Here is a 15,544-nt window from a genome sequence, read left to right on the forward strand (position 1 = left end):
GGTTGAAGCATTGCCGATGAAAGCCGGATTGGCTTTCACGTACCGGGACTGCGGTTGAACGGGGCCACAAAGCACGTTCGGCGAACGGATGTTCGTCGGACGTGCGCCGTCGTCTTCCTACATGCTGCCGATCGCCGGCTGCTGCTCGACGAGGGCTGCCTTGAGCTTCTGCAGCGCCCGGCTTTCGATCTGGCGTACGCGCTCCTTGGAAATGCCGAGCGCGGCACCGAGCGATTCGAGCGTCGCACCGTCTTCGGCAAGCCGACGCTCGCGGATGATGCGCAGTTCCCGCTCGTTCAGCGATCCCATTGCCGTCATCAGCCATGCCGAGCGGCGTTCGTCGTCGATCATGGAACCCACCTGCTCGTCCGGCAGGGGATCGTCGCTCGGCAGGAATTCCATGCGGTCGGAACTGCCCGAGTCCGAATCCGTCATCGGCGCGTTCAGCGAGGTGTCCGGTCCGGAAAGCCGTGCATCCATCGACGCGACGTCCTTGATCTGGACGCCGAGCGCGCTCGCGATCTCGGCATGCATGGCGCTTTCGCTCAGCTTGCCCTCGCCCTGCGAGAGCTTCGCGCGAAGCCGGCGGAGATTGAAGAAGAGCGCCTTCTGTGCGGAGCTGGTTCCACCGCGCACGATCGACCAGTTGCGCAGGATGTAATCCTGCATGGACGCTCGGATCCACCACGTCGCATAGGTTGAAAAGCGCACGCCCCGTTCCGGTTCGAAACGAGCGGCAGCTTCGAGGAGCCCGACATGGCCTTCCTGGACGAGATCGCTCATCGGCAGGCCGAAATTACGGAAACGCGATGCCATGGCGATGACGAGGCGCATATGTGCCGTCGTGATCTTGTGCAGCGCCTGCTGGTCCTGCGCGTCCTTCCAGCGAACGGCGAGGTCATGTTCTTCCTCGCGTGCGAGGTAGGGTGCGGACATCGCCGCCTTGATCATCCGCCGTCGGGCCGAAACTTCCTTCATGGGACTTCTCCACGCTAGCCTGTCGCTTACCTGTGCTGTCGAACTTCGGCGCGACGACCCCCGTCCCGATTCGTTCCCAGCGACCCGGATGCCTAAGCACCCATTCGCGGAACCTACGGGGAACGCGAAGGTTCCCCATGGTCCGATCGACACCTTCACAACGGTGTGTTCAAGCTTTGCCGCCGAAACAGGGTGTCAAAGGGGTGGGCGGCCAGCCGCTTCGCTCACCTTCCTCGTCACTTCAACGAACGGGACGGATCGTTGGATCCATTGCCCGATCGACAAAAAGCCCGGCACGAATGCCGGGCTCCCATTCACGCTCGCCGATGTGGTCGCGCCGTCAAGCGGCCGCATCCTGCGTTTCCTCGTCGTTGTTCGCCTTGCCGCGCTTCGGCCCCTTGCCGAGATGCGTCTCGACGAGATTGACGGCTTCCGTCTCCGAAACCTTGCGCACGGCGGCGATCTCGCGCGTCATGCGGTCGAGAGCGGCCTCGTAGAGCTGGCGCTCGGAATAGGACTGCTCCGGCTGGTTCTCCGCGCGGTAGAGATCGCGCACGACCTCGGCGATGGAGACGAGATCGCCCGAATTGATCTTGGCGTCGTATTCCTGCGCGCGGCGCGACCACATGGTGCGCTTAACACGCGCGCGGCCTTCGACGATCTTCAACGCACGATCGACGAATTCGGTCTCGGAAAGCTTTCGCATGCCGATATCCATCGCCTTGGTAACGGGCACCTTCAGACGCATCTTGTCCTTGTCGAAGTCGATAACGAAGAGTTCGAGCGTGTGACCTGCGACCTCCTGCTCCTCGATGGCGACGATCTCGCCGACGCCGTGCGCCGGGTAGACGATCGATTCACCGGTCTTGAAGCCCTGCCGCTGGGACGACTTTTTTTGCTGGGTGGTCATGCTTTCTTGAACTCCCTGTTACTAGACGGCCGGACGAAAGCGCTGAGCGCGCCGCCGGCCGGACTGAAGCTTGAGACCTGCTGAACGAGCCTAGATGCCGGGATCCGGCATGATGCGGTGGCAAAGACGGCGAGAAGAGGCGAAAGATGCCTCGAACGGGGGCAGCCAGGGACTGCCGATCCACTCATTCCACTGCATGCGCGCGCACCGGTTTTTCGGATTTTTGGGCGTCGCGAAAGTCGGTTCGCGACACGTTTACGTCAGCCTGAAAAGGTCTAGCACAAAACGCGCCGCAAATCAATTATTTGGAGATGGTTGCGCAAACGCAACGACCGCCGGCGTCCTGCACCGTCGGAACTGCGGCATCGCGCCGCACTGCAGCATCGGCAGGGAAGCTTCTCCCGGTGCCGAACCCCTCGCCACGGGGGCCATGACGGCGAAGCGATCTAGTCGCCTTCGCCGGGTGCGGACGAGAAGAACTTCTCGTACTTGTTCTCCACGCCGTCGTGCTCTTCGGCATCCGAAGGCGGATCACGCTTGATCGTGATGTTCGGCCACTTCTCGGCGTATTCCGTGTTGACCTTCAGCCACTGGTCGAGGCCCGGCTCGGTATCGGGCTTGATCGCCTCGGCGGGGCATTCGGGCTCGCACACGCCGCAGTCGATGCACTCGTCCGGGTGGATGACCAGCATGTTCTCGCCCTCGTAGAAGCAGTCGACCGGACACACTTCCACGCAATCCATGTACTTGCAGCGGATGCAGTTGTCGGTGACGAGATACGTCATGGTTCACTCCGCACGAATGCTGTGGCGTTTCGGCGTCGGGGTAGCGAGTTTGGCTGGGCTTGGCAAGAACAAAGCCGGCGTGCCGAAAGGCCTATGCGGAACCCGATTCCACGTTTGCGGCAAACCGCGCAATCGGGCCGAAAAACCGCTTACCGAAGCCCCTCGAAAGGGGCGGAACACTATTCGTCGTCGCCGCGCATGCGGTCGAGCTGCCGGCGTTCGCGCTTCGTGGGCCGTCCGCTTCCCACTTCGCGCACCGGCACGGGCGAGGACGCCTGCCGCTCGCTTCGCGAGGGTGCCGGTGGCGTCAGATCGCGGTAGAGTTCGCGCGCTTCCGAATAGGGCCCCCGCCGGGTCCCCGGTGCGACGACCTCGAGCACGCGCACGTCGCGATCGAGAGTGATGGTGAGCACGTCGCCGACCTTCACCGCATGGCTCGGCTGACCGATCTTCGCGCTGTTGACCCGCACGCGCCCCGACTGCGCGAGCTTGGCCGCGAGCGATCGCGACTTCGTCACGCGCGCGAAGAAGAGCCATTTGTCGACGCGCTGGCCCGCCTGGCTGGCCGGCACCCCGTCACCGCTCACTTCTTGAGCTGCTCCTTGAGCGCGGCGAGCTTGGCAAAGGGCGAATCCGGGTCGATCGGCCTGTCGCGCTGCGGCGAAGGCTGTCCGCGACCCTTGCCGCCCGGCGCGCCGGCATGCTTCGGCTTGCCGCCCTGCCTGCCTTCACCCTTGCCCGGCTTGCCCTTGCCGCCGCGCGGCTTGCCTGCGCCGCGATTGTGGCGCTCGTTTTCGCGCCCACCTGCCTCGCGGTTACCGGGATCCTGATGACCCGCCTCACGATTTCCGGCCTCGCGATTTCCGGCTTCGCGCCCGCCCGCTTCGCGGCGTCGCGGACGGCCGCGCTGCTGTTCGTTGCGTCCGAGCGGTCGCCAGAGGAGAACCGGCTTTTCTTCCGCCGTCCCGGTATCCGAAGTATCGGATGCGGACCCATCGGGATCGGATGCATCGTTCTGCGATGCACCGACTTCCACGGACGCGGCATCCGGCGATGGGGTCTCCGCCGCCTTCGCGCCAGCCGACTGCAGAACGGTCTCGCCGCTCGCCTGCTCCCGGTCGATCTCGCCGTTTTCAAGCGGAGCGGTGGTTGCGGACACTGCGACCGCTTCCGCGGGATCGGCCGGCGCATCCTCGACGCCGGTCGCCGGCGCAGCTTCTTGCGAAACCGTTCCGGCGTCGGCTTCGCTCGCCTGCGCAGCTTCCGCCGGTTCTTCGCCGGCAGCGGCATCGCTGGTCGTCGCTTCGCTCGCAGCCGGCTCGGTGGGCGCAGCCGCATCCTGCGAACCGGCAGCCTGCACCGGCTCGTCCGTCGTCTCAGGTTCCCCCGTCGCATTCACTTCCGGCGACGGCGGAGCGGCCTCGATATCCATCTCGGCCAGATGCGCCTTCGCCGTTTCGGCCGGCACGGGTTCGGCGCGGTAGCCGAGCCCCTTGAGGATCTCTTCCATGTCGTCCGGCGTCGCGCCGAGGATCGAGAGCATCGCCGGCGTCGTCACGAAACGGCGCCCGTCATAACCGCCTTCAGGACGCCGGTTCTGTCCGGGCTTCCACTGCAGGGCCGGGCGGATGAGATCGGAAAGCCGTTCGAGAATGTCGATACGCACGGCCCGCTTGCCGAGAAAGCGGAAACCGGCCAGCCGATAGAAGTCGCGCGTGACCTGGAGGTCGGTGACGACGGAGGTCCGTCCGGCCGCAAGCGTGGCGATGACGTCGCCGTAGCCGGGCTTTTCCATCGCGTCGTTCTTCAGCGCCCACAAGAGCGTGATGAGTTCGGCGGGTGCGGGCTTGAGAAGCGTCGGCACGAAGACGTGATAGGCACCGAAGCGCACGCCGTAGCGGCGCAGCGATGCGCGCGCCTCCTGGTCGAGCGAACGGATTTCCTCGGAGACGTCGCGCCGGAACAGCACACCGAGCGCCTCGACGAGCTGGAAGGCGACGCCGCGCGCGAGCCCCGTCAGGTCGTCGGCCTGGGAAAGCTGGTCGAGCGGCTTCAGCAGCGTGGCGATGGTGTGGTTGACGTATCGCTCCACGCGCGCGGCCACCAGATCGCGCGCGGCACCCTGCAGCGGCTCGTCGGCAAGCAGGATAACGCGCGGACGCAGCACGCTTTCGGAAGCCGCAAGCCTTCCCACCGGCTCGCCCATCCATCGGACCGTCGCGTCGGAGCCGAGCGCGAAATCGTTGTTGCCGCTCGCGTGAAGGCGCGCGGCACGCGCCTCGTACTCGTTCGCGAGCGCCTTCTGTGCGGCGGCGAGCACCGCCTTGGCGTCGGGCCCGTCGGCGTTCTGGTCCGGTACGAACCGGAAACCCGAGAGGTGGCCGACGGCATGCCCCTCGACCTCTACGGCCCCGCCCCCGCTGATTTCCGCTTCAAGCATCGCATTCTCTCTCAAGCGCTTCATGAGCACGGATGTCCTGCGGTCAACGAAGCGTTTCGTCAACCTCTCGTGGAGCGCGTCGGACAGTCGATCCTCGATTTCGCGCGTCTTTTCCTGCCAATGCGCCGGATCGGCCAGCCATCCGGGCCGATGCGAGACGTAGGTCCAGGTCCGGATCTGGGCGATCCGGCCGGAAAGCGTCTCGATATCGCCTTCCGTGCGATCGGCACGGTGCACCTGTTCGGCAAGGAAATCCTCGCTCACCGTCTTGTTGTCGACGAGGTCGGTGAAGATCGTGCCGATCAGCTCCGCATGCTGGGCCGGGGTAATGCGCCGGTAGTCCGGCAGGGCGCAGGCTTCCCACAGCTTTTCGAGCCGCGCGGGGCTCGAGGCGCGCTCGGCGATCTCGGGAAAGCGGGCGAGATGTTCGAGCGCCTGCTGGTCGACGGCCGGCAGCGCGCGCGTCAGCCCGGCGACGGCAGGCGTCGCGTCGAGACTGGCACGCAGCGCGTCGAGATTGGCGAAATCGAGCCCCTTGCTACGCCATTGCAACACCTTCACCGGGTTGAATTCGTGCGCCTCGATGCGCTGGACGACATCGTCGCCGATCGGTTCGGTGCGTCCGGTCACGCCGAAGGTGCCGTCGTTGACGTGGCGACCGGCCCGCCCGGCGATCTGTCCGAGTTCGGCCGGGTTCAGGGGCCGGAACTGATACCCGTCGAACTTGCGCGTCTGCGCGAAGGCCACGTGGTCGACGTCGAGGTTCAACCCCATGCCGATCGCGTCGGTCGCGACGAGATATTCCACGTCGCCGGACTGGTAGAGGGCGACCTGGGCGTTGCGCGTGCGCGGCGAGAGCGCGCCCATGACGACCGCCGCACCACCGCGCTGGCGGCGGATGAGCTCGGCGATGGCGTACACCTCGTCGGCGGAAAAGGCGACGATCGCCGTGCGCCGCGGCAGCCGCGAGATCTTGCGCGATCCCGCCCACAGGAGCTGCGAAAGCCGCGGCCGGCTAACGACGGTGATGCCCGGCAGAAGCTGTTCGAGAATACGCCGCATCGTGTCGGAACCGAGCAGCAGCGTTTCGTCGCGCCCGCGAAGATGCAAAAGCCGGTCCGTGAAGATGTGGCCGCGTTCGAGGTCCGCGGCGATCTGCACCTCGTCGATGGCGACGAAGGCGGCCGACGTCTCGCGCGGCATCGCCTCGACCGTGCATACGGAAAAGCGTGCACCGGCCGGCGTGATCTTCTCCTCGCCGGTGACGAGCGAGACCTGGTCCGCGCCGACGCGTTCGGCGACGCGTTGATAGACCTCGCGCGCAAGCAGGCGCAGCGGCAGGCCGATGACGCCGGAGCGGTGCGCGATCATGCGCTCGATGGCGTAGTGCGTCTTGCCGGTATTGGTCGGACCGAGGACAGCGGTGACGTCGCGTCCGCTGAGGATAAGGGGATCGCCCGGCGCGGGCGCAGAATGAAGCATCAGATCGGCGATCGTCGGTTCGTCGGGCCCTGCCCGCCAAGGGTATTGACCCGCCATGCGGATCGCAAGGGCGGGCGATGCCGTGCCGACACCGTTAAGGGATGGAACACATACGGAACGAAACGGCGACGAATCACTGACTCGTCCGGATTCCGCTTTCGTTCACGGCAACATATAGGGTCCCCTCGAAGGTGTGGCACCATATGCGGAATCACTTTCGTACGGGTTTCCAAAGTTCCGGGCCGAAACGTTAACGCCCGCATTCGATCGCTCCGGAAGAGTTGCGGGATGGCGGCAGCGGCGGGCGGACATCGGGTCGGAGTGCAGATCGTTGCGGGGGCCAACCGGGACCGAAGGGCCCCGATCGTTAAGAATCGGATCAGATACGGAACGAACGGGCGACGAATCACAGACCTGACCGTCTTCCCGTTTCGTTCACCACACGATCATGGGGTCGTGCGGCACGCAAGCCACAAGAAACGCCGGTTCGGGCACCGTCCTGTCGGTGCCCGAACCGTGAAAGGTTAACGGCAAACCCCGATTTCAGGCCATGTACTGGCCGCCATTCGCGGTGAAGGTCGAGCCGGTGATGAAGCCGGCTTCGTCGGCGGCGAGGAACACGACGCAGCGCGCGATCTCCTCCGGCTCGCCCAGGCGGCCGACCGGGATATAGGGCAGGATACGCTTGTCGAGCACTTCCTGCGGGACGGCGCGCACCATCTCCGTGCCGATATAGCCCGGCGCCACGACGTTGACCGTGATGCCCTTCGCCGCGCCTTCCTGCGCAAGAGACTTCGTCAGGCCGATGGCACCGGCCTTGGCGGCGGCGTAGTTCGCTTGGCCCATCTGCCCCTTCTGGCCGTTTATCGAGGAGATGTTGACGATGCGGCCGAACCCCCGCTCGCGCATGCCGGGCCATACCGGATGGATCATGTTGAAGAAGCCGGTCAGATTGACGCCCATGACCGTGCTCCACTGCTCGGGCGTCATCTTGTGGAACATCGCGTCCTGAGTGACGCCGGCATTGTTGACGAGGACGTCGACGGGTCCGATATCGGCTTCGACGCGGGCAATCCCCTCCTTGCAGGCGTCGTAGTCTCCGACATCCCATTTGTAGACGGGAATGTCGTGTTCCTTCCCGAAGGCGTTCGCCTTTTCCTCGTTGCCCGAAAAGGTCGCCACCGGAGAATATCCGGCCTCCTTCAACGCAATCGAGATGGCCGCGCCGATGCCGCGCGTGCCGCCGGTTACGAGTGCTACCCGTGCCATGATCAGATGTTCCTCCTCTTGATGGACGATGGTCTCACGGATCCCCAACGGATGCCGTGACGTCGGATACGAAAACGGCGCGGGGTTCGCCGCGCCGTGTGATTTCGGTTCTACGGGCCAAGGGCCGCCTCACGGACGTTCGACGCACATGGCAACACCCATGCCGCCGCCGATGCAAAGCGTGGCGAGGCCCTTCTTCGCGCCGCGCCGCTTCATCTCGTAGAGCAGCGTGGTGAAGATGCGCGCGCCCGAAGCGCCGATCGGATGGCCGAGCGCGATGGCGCCGCCATTGACGTTGACGATCTCCGGATCCCAGCCGAGTTCCCTGTTGACTGCGCAGGCCTGCGCGGCGAAGGCCTCGTTCGCCTCGACGAGGTCGAGGTCGGAGGCCGACCAGCCGGCCTTTTCGAGCGCCTTGCGGGAGGCGGGAATAGGGCCGGTCCCCATGATCTTCGGATCGACGCCGGCCGTCGCCCACGAAACGATGCGCGCCAGCGGCTCGATGCCGCGGCGCGAAGCTTCCTCTTCGCGCATGATGACGGTCACCGCAGCACCGTCGTTGATGCCGGACGCGTTGCCGGCCGTCACCGTGCCCTCCTTGTCGAAGGCGGGGCGAAGCTTGGCCATGCCCTCGACCGTCGCGCCCGGGCGGATATGCTCGTCGTTCTCGACGACCGTGTCGCCCTTGCGTCCCTTGACGGTGAAGGGCACGATCTCGTCGGCGAAGCGGCCGTCGTTCTGCGCGGCTTCGGCCTTGTTCTGCGACTTGGTGGCGAAGGCGTCCTGCTCCTCGCGCGTCAACTGGAACTTCTGCGCGACGTTCTCGGCGGTATTGCCCATGTGGTAGCCGTTGAAGGCATCCCAGAGACCGTCCTTGATCATCGTGTCGACCATCTTGAAGTCGCCCATCTTCACGCCGGAACGCAGATGTGCGCAATGCGGTGCGAGCGACATCGATTCCTGCCCGCCGGCGACGATGATCTCCGCGTCGCCCATGGCGATCTGCTGCATGCCGAGCGCGACGGCGCGCAGGCCGGACCCGCAGACCTGGTTCAGCCCCCAGGCCGTCTTACTCTCGGGAACATTGGCGGCAATCGCCGCCTGGCGCGCCGGGTTCTGGCCTTGCCCGGCGGTAAGGATCTGGCCGAGAATGACCTCGTCGACGTCTTCGGCTGCGACGCCCGCGCGCTCGAGTGCGGCGGTGATGGTCGCCGCGCCGAGCTCGTGGGCCGGCACGCTCGCGAACGCGCCGTTGAAGGTGCCGATGGCCGTGCGCGCGGCACTGGCGATAACGACGGAAGGCATGGACATGGACGTCTCCGATCCCGGTTCTGCGTGACCTGTTTAAGATGGATCGTGGCGCAGCCCACACGGCAAGTCAAACGCATGTTTTCGGCTCCGGCACCGCGGTCGTCAGCCAGCCGATCGAGCGTCGGTCGCGCTCGCTTCCATTCCCGTTCCAATTGAAGCGTCCGGTACGACGACAGGCTGCCCGGACGGCGCGAAGCAAACCGCACCGGCCCGAACTTGCCTCGGCACAACGTTCTCCCGAGAACCAGATTTCCGGCAATCGTTCGTCGTCACTTACATATTTTGCTGCATTGCGGCAAAACGAAAGCGTTTGTCAGCGCCCGATCTTTTCGCCTAGTGTTCGCGCTACGGGAGAGTTCGGGAAGCGACGGAGGTTCGCGACATGGCGAAGAAGAACGACGGCAACACGGTCATCAAGAAATACGCGAACCGGCGGCTCTACAACACCGGGACGAGCAGCTACGTGACCCTCGACGACCTCGCCGTCATGGTGAAGAAGGGTGAGGACTTCGTCGTTCAGGACGCCAAGTCGGGCGAGGACATCACCCATGCGGTGCTCACCCAGATCATCTTCGAGCAGGAATCCAAGACCGGCAACACGCTGCTTCCCGTTTCCTTCCTGCGCCAGCTCATCTCCTATTACGGCGACCAGATGCAGATGGTCGTGCCGAGCTATCTCGAACAGTCGATGGCCGCCTTCACCGCCCAGCAGGAACAGATGCGCGAGCAGCTGACGAAGGCGCTCGGCGACAATCCGATGGCCCGCAACATGCAACTGCCGATGCAGATGGCCGAGGAGCAGGTGCGCCGCAACACCGAAATGTTCTCGCAGGCGATGCGCATGTTCTCGCCCTTCTCGCTCGCCGGCGGAACGGGCACCGGTTCAGGCGGCGGAGCGAAGCCGGACGGCAGTAGTGCGCCATCCTCTTCCAGCGCGGCGACCAGAAGCGAGCGCGGTGCGGGTGCCGGCGATCTCGACGAGCTCAAGCAGCAACTTCGCGACCTCCAGAACCGCCTCGATTCGATGGGGCGGTAGCCCTTTTTTCCAAAATCAGTAGCCGACGGCCTGCCCGTCCTTGCGCGGATCCGAACCGGCGGTGAAGAAGCCGCGTTCGCGATCGATCGCGATCATCTGGCCGCCGCCCCACGGCGAAGCGGCTTCGGCAACGCCGTGCCCCATCGCGCGCAGCCCCTGCGCGACGCCAGCGCTGACGCCGGCCTCGAGGCCGAGCGTGCCCTCGCCGTTCCAGAAGACGCGCGGATGATCGAGCGCTTCCTGCGGGTCCATGCCGTGGTCGAGAAGGTTCGAAAGAACGTGACCGTGGCCCATCGGCTGATAGGCGCCGCCCATGACGCCGAACGAGACCGCCGGCAGGCCGTCCTTCATGACCATGGCCGGAATGATGGTGTGCAGCGGACGCTTGCCCGACGCGATCGCGTTCGGGTGGCCGGTTTCTACCCGGAAGCATGCGCCCCGGTTCTGCAGGACGACGCCGGACTCCGGCGTGACGATCTGCGAGCCGAAGGCGGCGAACACCGAGTTGATGAAGGAAACCGCCATGCCGTTCCCGTCGACGACCGTCAAATAGGTCGTGTCGGCGTTCGGGATCTCGGGCACGCGGATTTCCGGGTTGCGGCGTTCCGGATCGATCTGCGCGGCGAGTTCTTCGGCGTAGTCGCGCGAGATCAGGCGTTCGACCGACACCGTCATGTGATCGGGGTCGGCGAGCATGGCGTCGCGCACCGAATAGGCAAGGCGCGCGGCTTCCACCTCATGGTGGTAGCGCTCCAGGCTGTCCGGCGCCATGCGCCGCGTGCCGAGCCGATCCAGAAGGTTGAAGAGGATGAGCGCGACCATGCCCTGCCCGCTCGGCGGCAGTTCGAGCACGCGGTAGCCCGCGTAGTCGACGCCGATCGGCTCGACCCAGTCGGCCGTCACCGCCGCCAGATCGTCCTTGGCGAGGAAGCCGCCCTTTTCCTGCACGGTTTCGGCGATCTCACGCGCGACCGCGCCTTCGTAAAAGCCCGCGGCGCCCTTCGCGGCGATCGTCGAAAGCGTCCCGGCGAGTGCGGGAAACCGCATGCGGTCGCCGGCCTTCGGTGCCGCGTCGTTTACGAGCAGATGGCGACGCGCACCGGCATCCCGCTTCAGCGTCTCGACCTCGTCCTGCCAGTCGTCCGCCACGCGCGGCGCAACGGCGAAGCCGTTTTCCGCATACCCGATCGCATCGGCGAAAAGCCGCACGAAATCGAGCTTTCCGAACCGCTGGTGCAACGTTTCCCACGCCTTCACCGCGCCCGGCACCGTGACCGCATGGGGCGAATGGTGCGGGATCGTGTCGAAGCCGTTGTCGGCGAACCAGCCCTCTTCGATCGCGCGTGCCGAACGGCCGGAACCGTTCAGCCCGTGGACCGTGCCGTCCGGCTGCGCGACGATCGCGAAGCAATCGCCGCCGATGCCCGTCATCTGCGGCTCGACCACCGCGAGCGTCGCCGAGGCGGCAAGTGCGGCGTCGACGGCATTGCCGCCTTCGCGCAGCACGGCAAGCGCGGTCGCACTCGCCAGCGGATGCGAGGTGGCGGCAGCGCCGTTCTCGGCGATGACGGGCGAGCGACCGGGCAGATCGAAACGGCGCATGGCATTCCTCGACGACAGGGATGGAGCGAGCGGGTCGACGGCAATCGAGACAGGCAAGGGTGGATCGCCGCGCGCAATCCCATATGTGCATACAGGCAAGCCAACCGCGACGCAAAGAAAGGCAAGCGATGAGGGAAATTACGCTGAACCGGGCCAACCGCATCATCAACGCGGCATTCGCCGAAGGCAAGAAGCGCGAGCTGAAGCCGCTCGCCGTGGTGGTGCTCGACGCCGGCGGCCACGTGAAGGCGGTGCAGCGCCAGGACGGCGCGTCGATGCTGCGTTTCGAAGTGGCCTCGGGCAAGGCCTACGGCGCGCTGGCACTCGGCGTCGGCTCGCGATGGCTGCACAACCAGGCGGCCGAGAGACCGCACTTCCTGGAAGGGCTTTCCGGCGTGTCCGGCGACCGGGTCGTGCCGGTGCCGGGCGGCGTTCTCGTGCGTGACGGGCGCGGTGCGCTCCTTGGCGCCGTCGGCATTTCCGGCGACAGCTCCGACAACGACGAGGCCTGCGCCATCGCCGGGATCGAGGTCGCGGGCTTTACGCCACAGGCCGAATGAGCGGCCTTACGTATCAGGCCGAATAAGCGGCCTTACGCGTCAAGCCGAATGAACGGCGAGATTGACAAGCCGACCAGGCGGCAGACGCAAAACGCCGATCAGGCGGCAAACGCAAGACGCCGATCAGGCGGCAGACGCGAAAAGGCCGGCGCACGGGCGCCGGCCTTCGATCAACGCGGCGAAGAGCGGAACGCTCTTACGCGGATTCCTTCGGCGTCAGAACCTGCCGGCCGCGATACATGCCCGTCTTCAGGTCGATGTGGTGCGGGCGACGGTACTCGCCGGAATCCTTGTCCTCGATGTAGGACGGCGCCTTCAGCGCATCGGCCGAACGGCGCATGCCCCGCTTGGACGGGCTCGTCTTTCGCTTCGGTACAGCCATCGTGTTTCAACTCCGCTCGAAAATGGATCGCGTCCGCCGGGCCGCGATCGGCGCCGGGTGCCACGCGCGGCAATGCCGGAAATCGCGCGCTCTATAGCCGCTGAAAGGCCGTTTGGCCAGTGCCCGATCGCATTTTTTGCGACAAGGCGACGGTTCGCGCCGACGCAACGCGGTTTCACGCCTCGTCGGCGGCGACCGTCCACGGTTCCTCGCGGGCGGCTTCCTCCCATGCCTTCCAGGCCGGCAGCGCCTTGATGGTTTCCATATAGCCTCGCGCTGTCTCGTCCTCGCTGAGGCGGTACACCTCGAAGCGATTGACGACCGGCGCGTACATGGCATCGGCCACACCGAACAAGGGGCCGAACAGGAACGGACCACCCGACCGCTCGAGCAGCGTCTTCCATATCGTCTCGACGCGTGCGACGTCCGCCTTCAGCGCATCGCTCATCGTCACCGCGCTCGGCTCGCGGCGCATGTTCATCGGGCAGTTGGCGCGCAGGGTCGCAAATCCGGCCGCCATCTCGGCCGACACGCACCGGGCGAGCGAGCGGCTTTCCAGATCCTCCGGCCAGAACCGCATCTCGGGAAAGTAGTCGGCGAGATGTTCGAGGATCGCCAGCGATTCCCAGACCGTCGCGCCGCTGTGGTCGAGCACCGGCACCTTGCCGGTCGGCGAGAACTCCCGGAACTTCGGATTGCCGCCGTCGTCGTCGAAGGGAACGAGCACCTCCTCGAAGGGCAGTTCCTTCACCGTCATCGCGATCCACGGGCGGAACGACCACGAGGAATAGGTCTTGTTGGCGATGTAAAGCGTCATTGCACTCATGGCGTGCCTCCTCGCGGGTCAACGTCTCGGGCGCGACCATACCCTCCTTCACCAGCCGTGCGAAGGCAATGGCGGCGCCAGTTCGATCACGGATAGAGACAGGTGATGTAGGCGCCGGACTGGCGTGCGCGCGTTTCGATCGTGCGGGCAAGGCGTTGCAGCATCCGCGAGGGATGCGCCGGATCGCGGCCCGGCGGGTTCGGCAGGGTGACGGCGAGCAGCGCGGCCTGCCGGCGGGTCAGATGCGCGGCGTCGGTGCCGAAATAGTGCCGTGCGGCCGCCTCGACGCCGTAGAGGTGCGGCGCGAACTCGGCGATATTGAGATAGATTTCCATCAGCCGCCGCTTCGACCATACGGCATCGGAATAAAGCGCGAGCGGAATTTCCAGCCCCTTGCGCACGTAGGAATGGCTCGGCCAAAGGAACAGGTTCTTCGCCGTCTGCATGGGAATGGTGCTGGCGCCACGGTTCGTTGCCCCGTCCATGGTGCCGTCGATCACCGTATCGAGCGCCTTCCAGTCGACGCCTTCATGGGCGCAGAAACGCCCGTCCTCCGACATCATCACCGACTGGACCAGCACCGGCGCGATACGCTCGAAGGCGACCCAGTCGCGCGTGTAGCCGGTGCCGGTCGCAAGATCCGAAAGCATCAGCGTCGAGACCGGATGGACGGACGGACGGGCATAGAGGAAGACGAGGCCGTAAGGGGCGACGAGCACGACCAGCACGATCGCGAACGCCGCACCGATCAGCCGTTTCGGCATGCGTGCCAAACGCCTGGCTCTGCTCATGCCTCGTTCGAAGCCGGGTTGCGACGCATGATGGCGACCCGTCTCCCCTGTCCCCGTGACCCTATGGCCTGTCCTCTTAAAGGGTTTCACTTCCACACGAAAGCGCCGGACGGCAACGCCCTTGCGTCGATGTGGCGATTGCCGCTTGCGGACGCGCATGTCATGTAGCCGTCGATGACCGATAACGCTGCAGACATAACGGACCGTATCGCCTCGACCGCTGCCGAAGTCGGCGACCGCCTCGCCGAACTGCTCGCCGACCGGCGTGGCGAAACGGAAGGCGCGCCGACGCATCTGATGGCGGCGATCCGCCATGGCGCCCTGAACGGCGGCAAGCGGATTCGCCCCTTTCTCGTTCTCGAAACCGCGCGCCTCTTCCGGGCCGACCGCGAAGCGGCCATGCGCGTGGCGCTCGCGCTCGAATGCGTGCACTGCTATTCGCTGGTGCACGACGACCTGCCGGCGATGGACGACGACACGCTGCGCCGCGGCCAGCCGACCGTGCACGTGGCCCATGGCGAAGCGCAGGCGATCCTTGCCGGCGACGGGCTGCAGACGCTCGCCTTCGAGATCGTCGCGAACGCGCGGACCCGACTGCCTGCCGAGGTCAAGGTCGCGCTCGTCGCGGCACTCGCCCACGCGGCGGGACCGGCCGGCATGGCCGGCGGACAGGCACTCGACCTTGCGAGCGAGCACGAGACCCGCGACGAGGCCGCCATCCTGCGCCTTCAGGGCATGAAGACCGGCGCGCTGCTGACCTTCGCCTGCGAGGCCGGCGCGATCATCGCCGGAACGGGCGAAGACGACCGGGAACGCATGGCCGCATTCGGCCGGACCATCGGCATCGCCTTCCAGCTCGCCGACGATTTGCTCGACGTCACGGCCGACACCAAGGCCATGGGCAAGGCGACGGGCAAGGACGCAGGCCGGGGCAAGGCGACCCTCGTCGGCCTCAACGGAACGGGCTGGGCGCGCAAGCGGCTGGACGCACTCGTCGACGAGGCGACGACCCTTCTCGCGCCGTACGGTGCACGTGGCGAGACGCTGGCCGAGACCGCGCGGTTCGTCGCCGACCGGCGGAACTAGATGTGGAGCCTCAACAGGTTGTCCTGATCGAGACCGAGGCGGCTGATGGGCACGGTGTCGTTTATCCCGCCATGGGGACGGTGCCA

General features: G+C 65.9%; 14 protein-coding genes. 3 read left to right on the forward strand and 11 right to left on the reverse strand.

Going from position 1 to position 15,544, the window contains the following annotated elements:
* Nucleotides 1–117: 117 nt before the first annotated feature.
* From FJU11_RS04720 to FJU11_RS04750, 7 genes are all read right to left on the reverse strand, one after another.
* Nucleotides 118–978: an RNA polymerase factor sigma-32 gene (locus FJU11_RS04720; protein ID WP_141165870.1), complete on the reverse strand. Its 861-nt coding sequence runs from the start codon at nt 976–978 to the stop codon at nt 118–120.
* 340 nt (nt 979–1,318) lie between these two features.
* Nucleotides 1,319–1,888: a CarD family transcriptional regulator gene (locus FJU11_RS04725; RefSeq protein WP_141165871.1), complete on the reverse strand. Its 570-nt coding sequence runs from the start codon at nt 1,886–1,888 to the stop codon at nt 1,319–1,321.
* A gap of 446 nt (nt 1,889–2,334) precedes the next feature.
* Nucleotides 2,335–2,673, reverse strand: a complete 339-nt coding sequence (gene fdxA / locus FJU11_RS04730; RefSeq protein ID WP_141165872.1) for a ferredoxin FdxA — start codon at nt 2,671–2,673, stop codon at nt 2,335–2,337.
* 179 nt (nt 2,674–2,852) lie between these two features.
* On the reverse strand, nt 2,853–3,260 hold the full coding sequence (locus FJU11_RS04735) for an RNA-binding S4 domain-containing protein (protein ID WP_235890812.1): 408 nt from the start codon (nt 3,258–3,260) through the stop codon (nt 2,853–2,855).
* Nucleotides 3,257–6,595: a helicase-related protein gene (locus tag FJU11_RS04740; RefSeq protein WP_141165873.1), complete on the reverse strand. Its 3,339-nt coding sequence runs from the start codon at nt 6,593–6,595 to the stop codon at nt 3,257–3,259. Before FJU11_RS04740 ends, FJU11_RS04735 begins: the two co-directional genes overlap by 4 nt.
* A 543-nt stretch (nt 6,596–7,138) precedes the next feature.
* Entirely contained in the window at nt 7,139–7,864 is a 726-nt protein-coding gene (phbB, locus tag FJU11_RS04745) for an acetoacetyl-CoA reductase (RefSeq protein WP_141165874.1), read from the reverse strand.
* 129 nt (nt 7,865–7,993) lie between these two features.
* Nucleotides 7,994–9,175 carry an acetyl-CoA C-acetyltransferase gene (locus FJU11_RS04750; RefSeq protein ID WP_141165875.1) on the reverse strand — a complete coding sequence of 394 codons (1,182 nt, stop codon included), beginning with the start codon at nt 9,173–9,175 and terminating at the stop codon, nt 7,994–7,996.
* Between the two features lie 382 nt (nt 9,176–9,557).
* Here FJU11_RS04750 and phaR point away from each other — a divergent pair, with 382 nt between their 5' ends.
* The gene (phaR, locus tag FJU11_RS04755) at nt 9,558–10,211 is read left to right on the forward strand and encodes a polyhydroxyalkanoate synthesis repressor PhaR (protein WP_141165876.1); all 654 of its coding nucleotides are present in this window, start codon (nt 9,558–9,560) and stop codon (nt 10,209–10,211) included.
* Between the two features lie 15 nt (nt 10,212–10,226).
* Here phaR and ggt read toward each other — a convergent pair whose 3' ends face one another.
* Complete coding sequence (gene ggt / locus FJU11_RS04760) at nt 10,227–11,813, reverse strand: gamma-glutamyltransferase (protein ID WP_141165877.1); 1,587 nt, start codon at nt 11,811–11,813, stop codon at nt 10,227–10,229.
* A 128-nt stretch (nt 11,814–11,941) separates the two neighbouring features.
* On the opposite strand from ggt, the gene FJU11_RS04765 reads away from it, so the two are divergent.
* The gene (locus tag FJU11_RS04765) at nt 11,942–12,373 is read left to right on the forward strand and encodes a GlcG/HbpS family heme-binding protein (RefSeq protein ID WP_141165878.1); all 432 of its coding nucleotides are present in this window, start codon (nt 11,942–11,944) and stop codon (nt 12,371–12,373) included.
* A gap of 196 nt (nt 12,374–12,569) precedes the next feature.
* On the opposite strand, the gene rpmF is transcribed toward FJU11_RS04765, so the two are convergent.
* From rpmF to mtgA, 3 genes are all read right to left on the reverse strand, one after another.
* Nucleotides 12,570–12,755, reverse strand: a complete 186-nt coding sequence (gene rpmF / locus FJU11_RS04770) for a 50S ribosomal protein L32 (protein WP_141165879.1) — start codon at nt 12,753–12,755, stop codon at nt 12,570–12,572.
* A 175-nt stretch (nt 12,756–12,930) separates the two neighbouring features.
* Nucleotides 12,931–13,581 (reverse strand): glutathione S-transferase family protein, encoded by a 651-nt coding sequence (locus FJU11_RS04775; protein ID WP_141165880.1) that lies wholly within the window; start codon nt 13,579–13,581, stop codon nt 12,931–12,933.
* Nucleotides 13,582–13,667: 86 nt separating this feature from the next.
* On the reverse strand, nt 13,668–14,372 hold the full coding sequence (gene mtgA, locus FJU11_RS04780; protein ID WP_141165881.1) for a monofunctional biosynthetic peptidoglycan transglycosylase: 705 nt from the start codon (nt 14,370–14,372) through the stop codon (nt 13,668–13,670).
* 174 nt (nt 14,373–14,546) lie between these two features.
* On the opposite strand from mtgA, the gene FJU11_RS04785 reads away from it, so the two are divergent.
* Complete coding sequence (locus FJU11_RS04785) at nt 14,547–15,458, forward strand: polyprenyl synthetase family protein (protein WP_141165882.1); 912 nt, start codon at nt 14,547–14,549, stop codon at nt 15,456–15,458.
* The last annotated feature ends 86 nt before the right edge of the window (nt 15,459–15,544 follow it).

It is taken from the genome of Pararhizobium mangrovi, assembly GCF_006516965.1.
GTDB lineage: Bacteria > Pseudomonadota > Alphaproteobacteria > Rhizobiales > Rhizobiaceae > Pararhizobium_B > Pararhizobium_B mangrovi.

Excerpts from the sequence above, each read along its gene's own strand:
- FJU11_RS04720 (WP_141165870.1), bottom strand. The coding sequence starts at position 978 with ATGAAGGAAGTTTCGGCCCGACGGCGGATGATCAAGGCGGCGATGTCC.
- FJU11_RS04725 (WP_141165871.1), bottom strand. The coding sequence starts at position 1,888 with ATGACCACCCAGCAAAAAAAGTCGTCCCAGCGGCAGGGCTTCAAGACC.
- fdxA (WP_141165872.1), bottom strand. The coding sequence starts at position 2,673 with ATGACGTATCTCGTCACCGACAACTGCATCCGCTGCAAGTACATGGAT.
- FJU11_RS04740 (WP_141165873.1), bottom strand. The coding sequence starts at position 6,595 with ATGCTTCATTCTGCGCCCGCGCCGGGCGATCCCCTTATCCTCAGCGGA.
- phbB (WP_141165874.1), bottom strand. The coding sequence starts at position 7,864 with ATGGCACGGGTAGCACTCGTAACCGGCGGCACGCGCGGCATCGGCGCG.
- FJU11_RS04750 (WP_141165875.1), bottom strand. The coding sequence starts at position 9,175 with ATGTCCATGCCTTCCGTCGTTATCGCCAGTGCCGCGCGCACGGCCATC.
- phaR (WP_141165876.1), top strand. The coding sequence starts at position 9,558 with ATGGCGAAGAAGAACGACGGCAACACGGTCATCAAGAAATACGCGAAC.
- ggt (WP_141165877.1), bottom strand. The coding sequence starts at position 11,813 with ATGCGCCGTTTCGATCTGCCCGGTCGCTCGCCCGTCATCGCCGAGAAC.
- FJU11_RS04765 (WP_141165878.1), top strand. The coding sequence starts at position 11,942 with ATGAGGGAAATTACGCTGAACCGGGCCAACCGCATCATCAACGCGGCA.
- rpmF (WP_141165879.1), bottom strand. The coding sequence starts at position 12,755 with ATGGCTGTACCGAAGCGAAAGACGAGCCCGTCCAAGCGGGGCATGCGC.
- FJU11_RS04775 (WP_141165880.1), bottom strand. The coding sequence starts at position 13,581 with ATGAGTGCAATGACGCTTTACATCGCCAACAAGACCTATTCCTCGTGG.
- mtgA (WP_141165881.1), bottom strand. The coding sequence starts at position 14,372 with ATGAGCAGAGCCAGGCGTTTGGCACGCATGCCGAAACGGCTGATCGGT.
- FJU11_RS04785 (WP_141165882.1), top strand. The coding sequence starts at position 14,547 with ATGACCGATAACGCTGCAGACATAACGGACCGTATCGCCTCGACCGCT.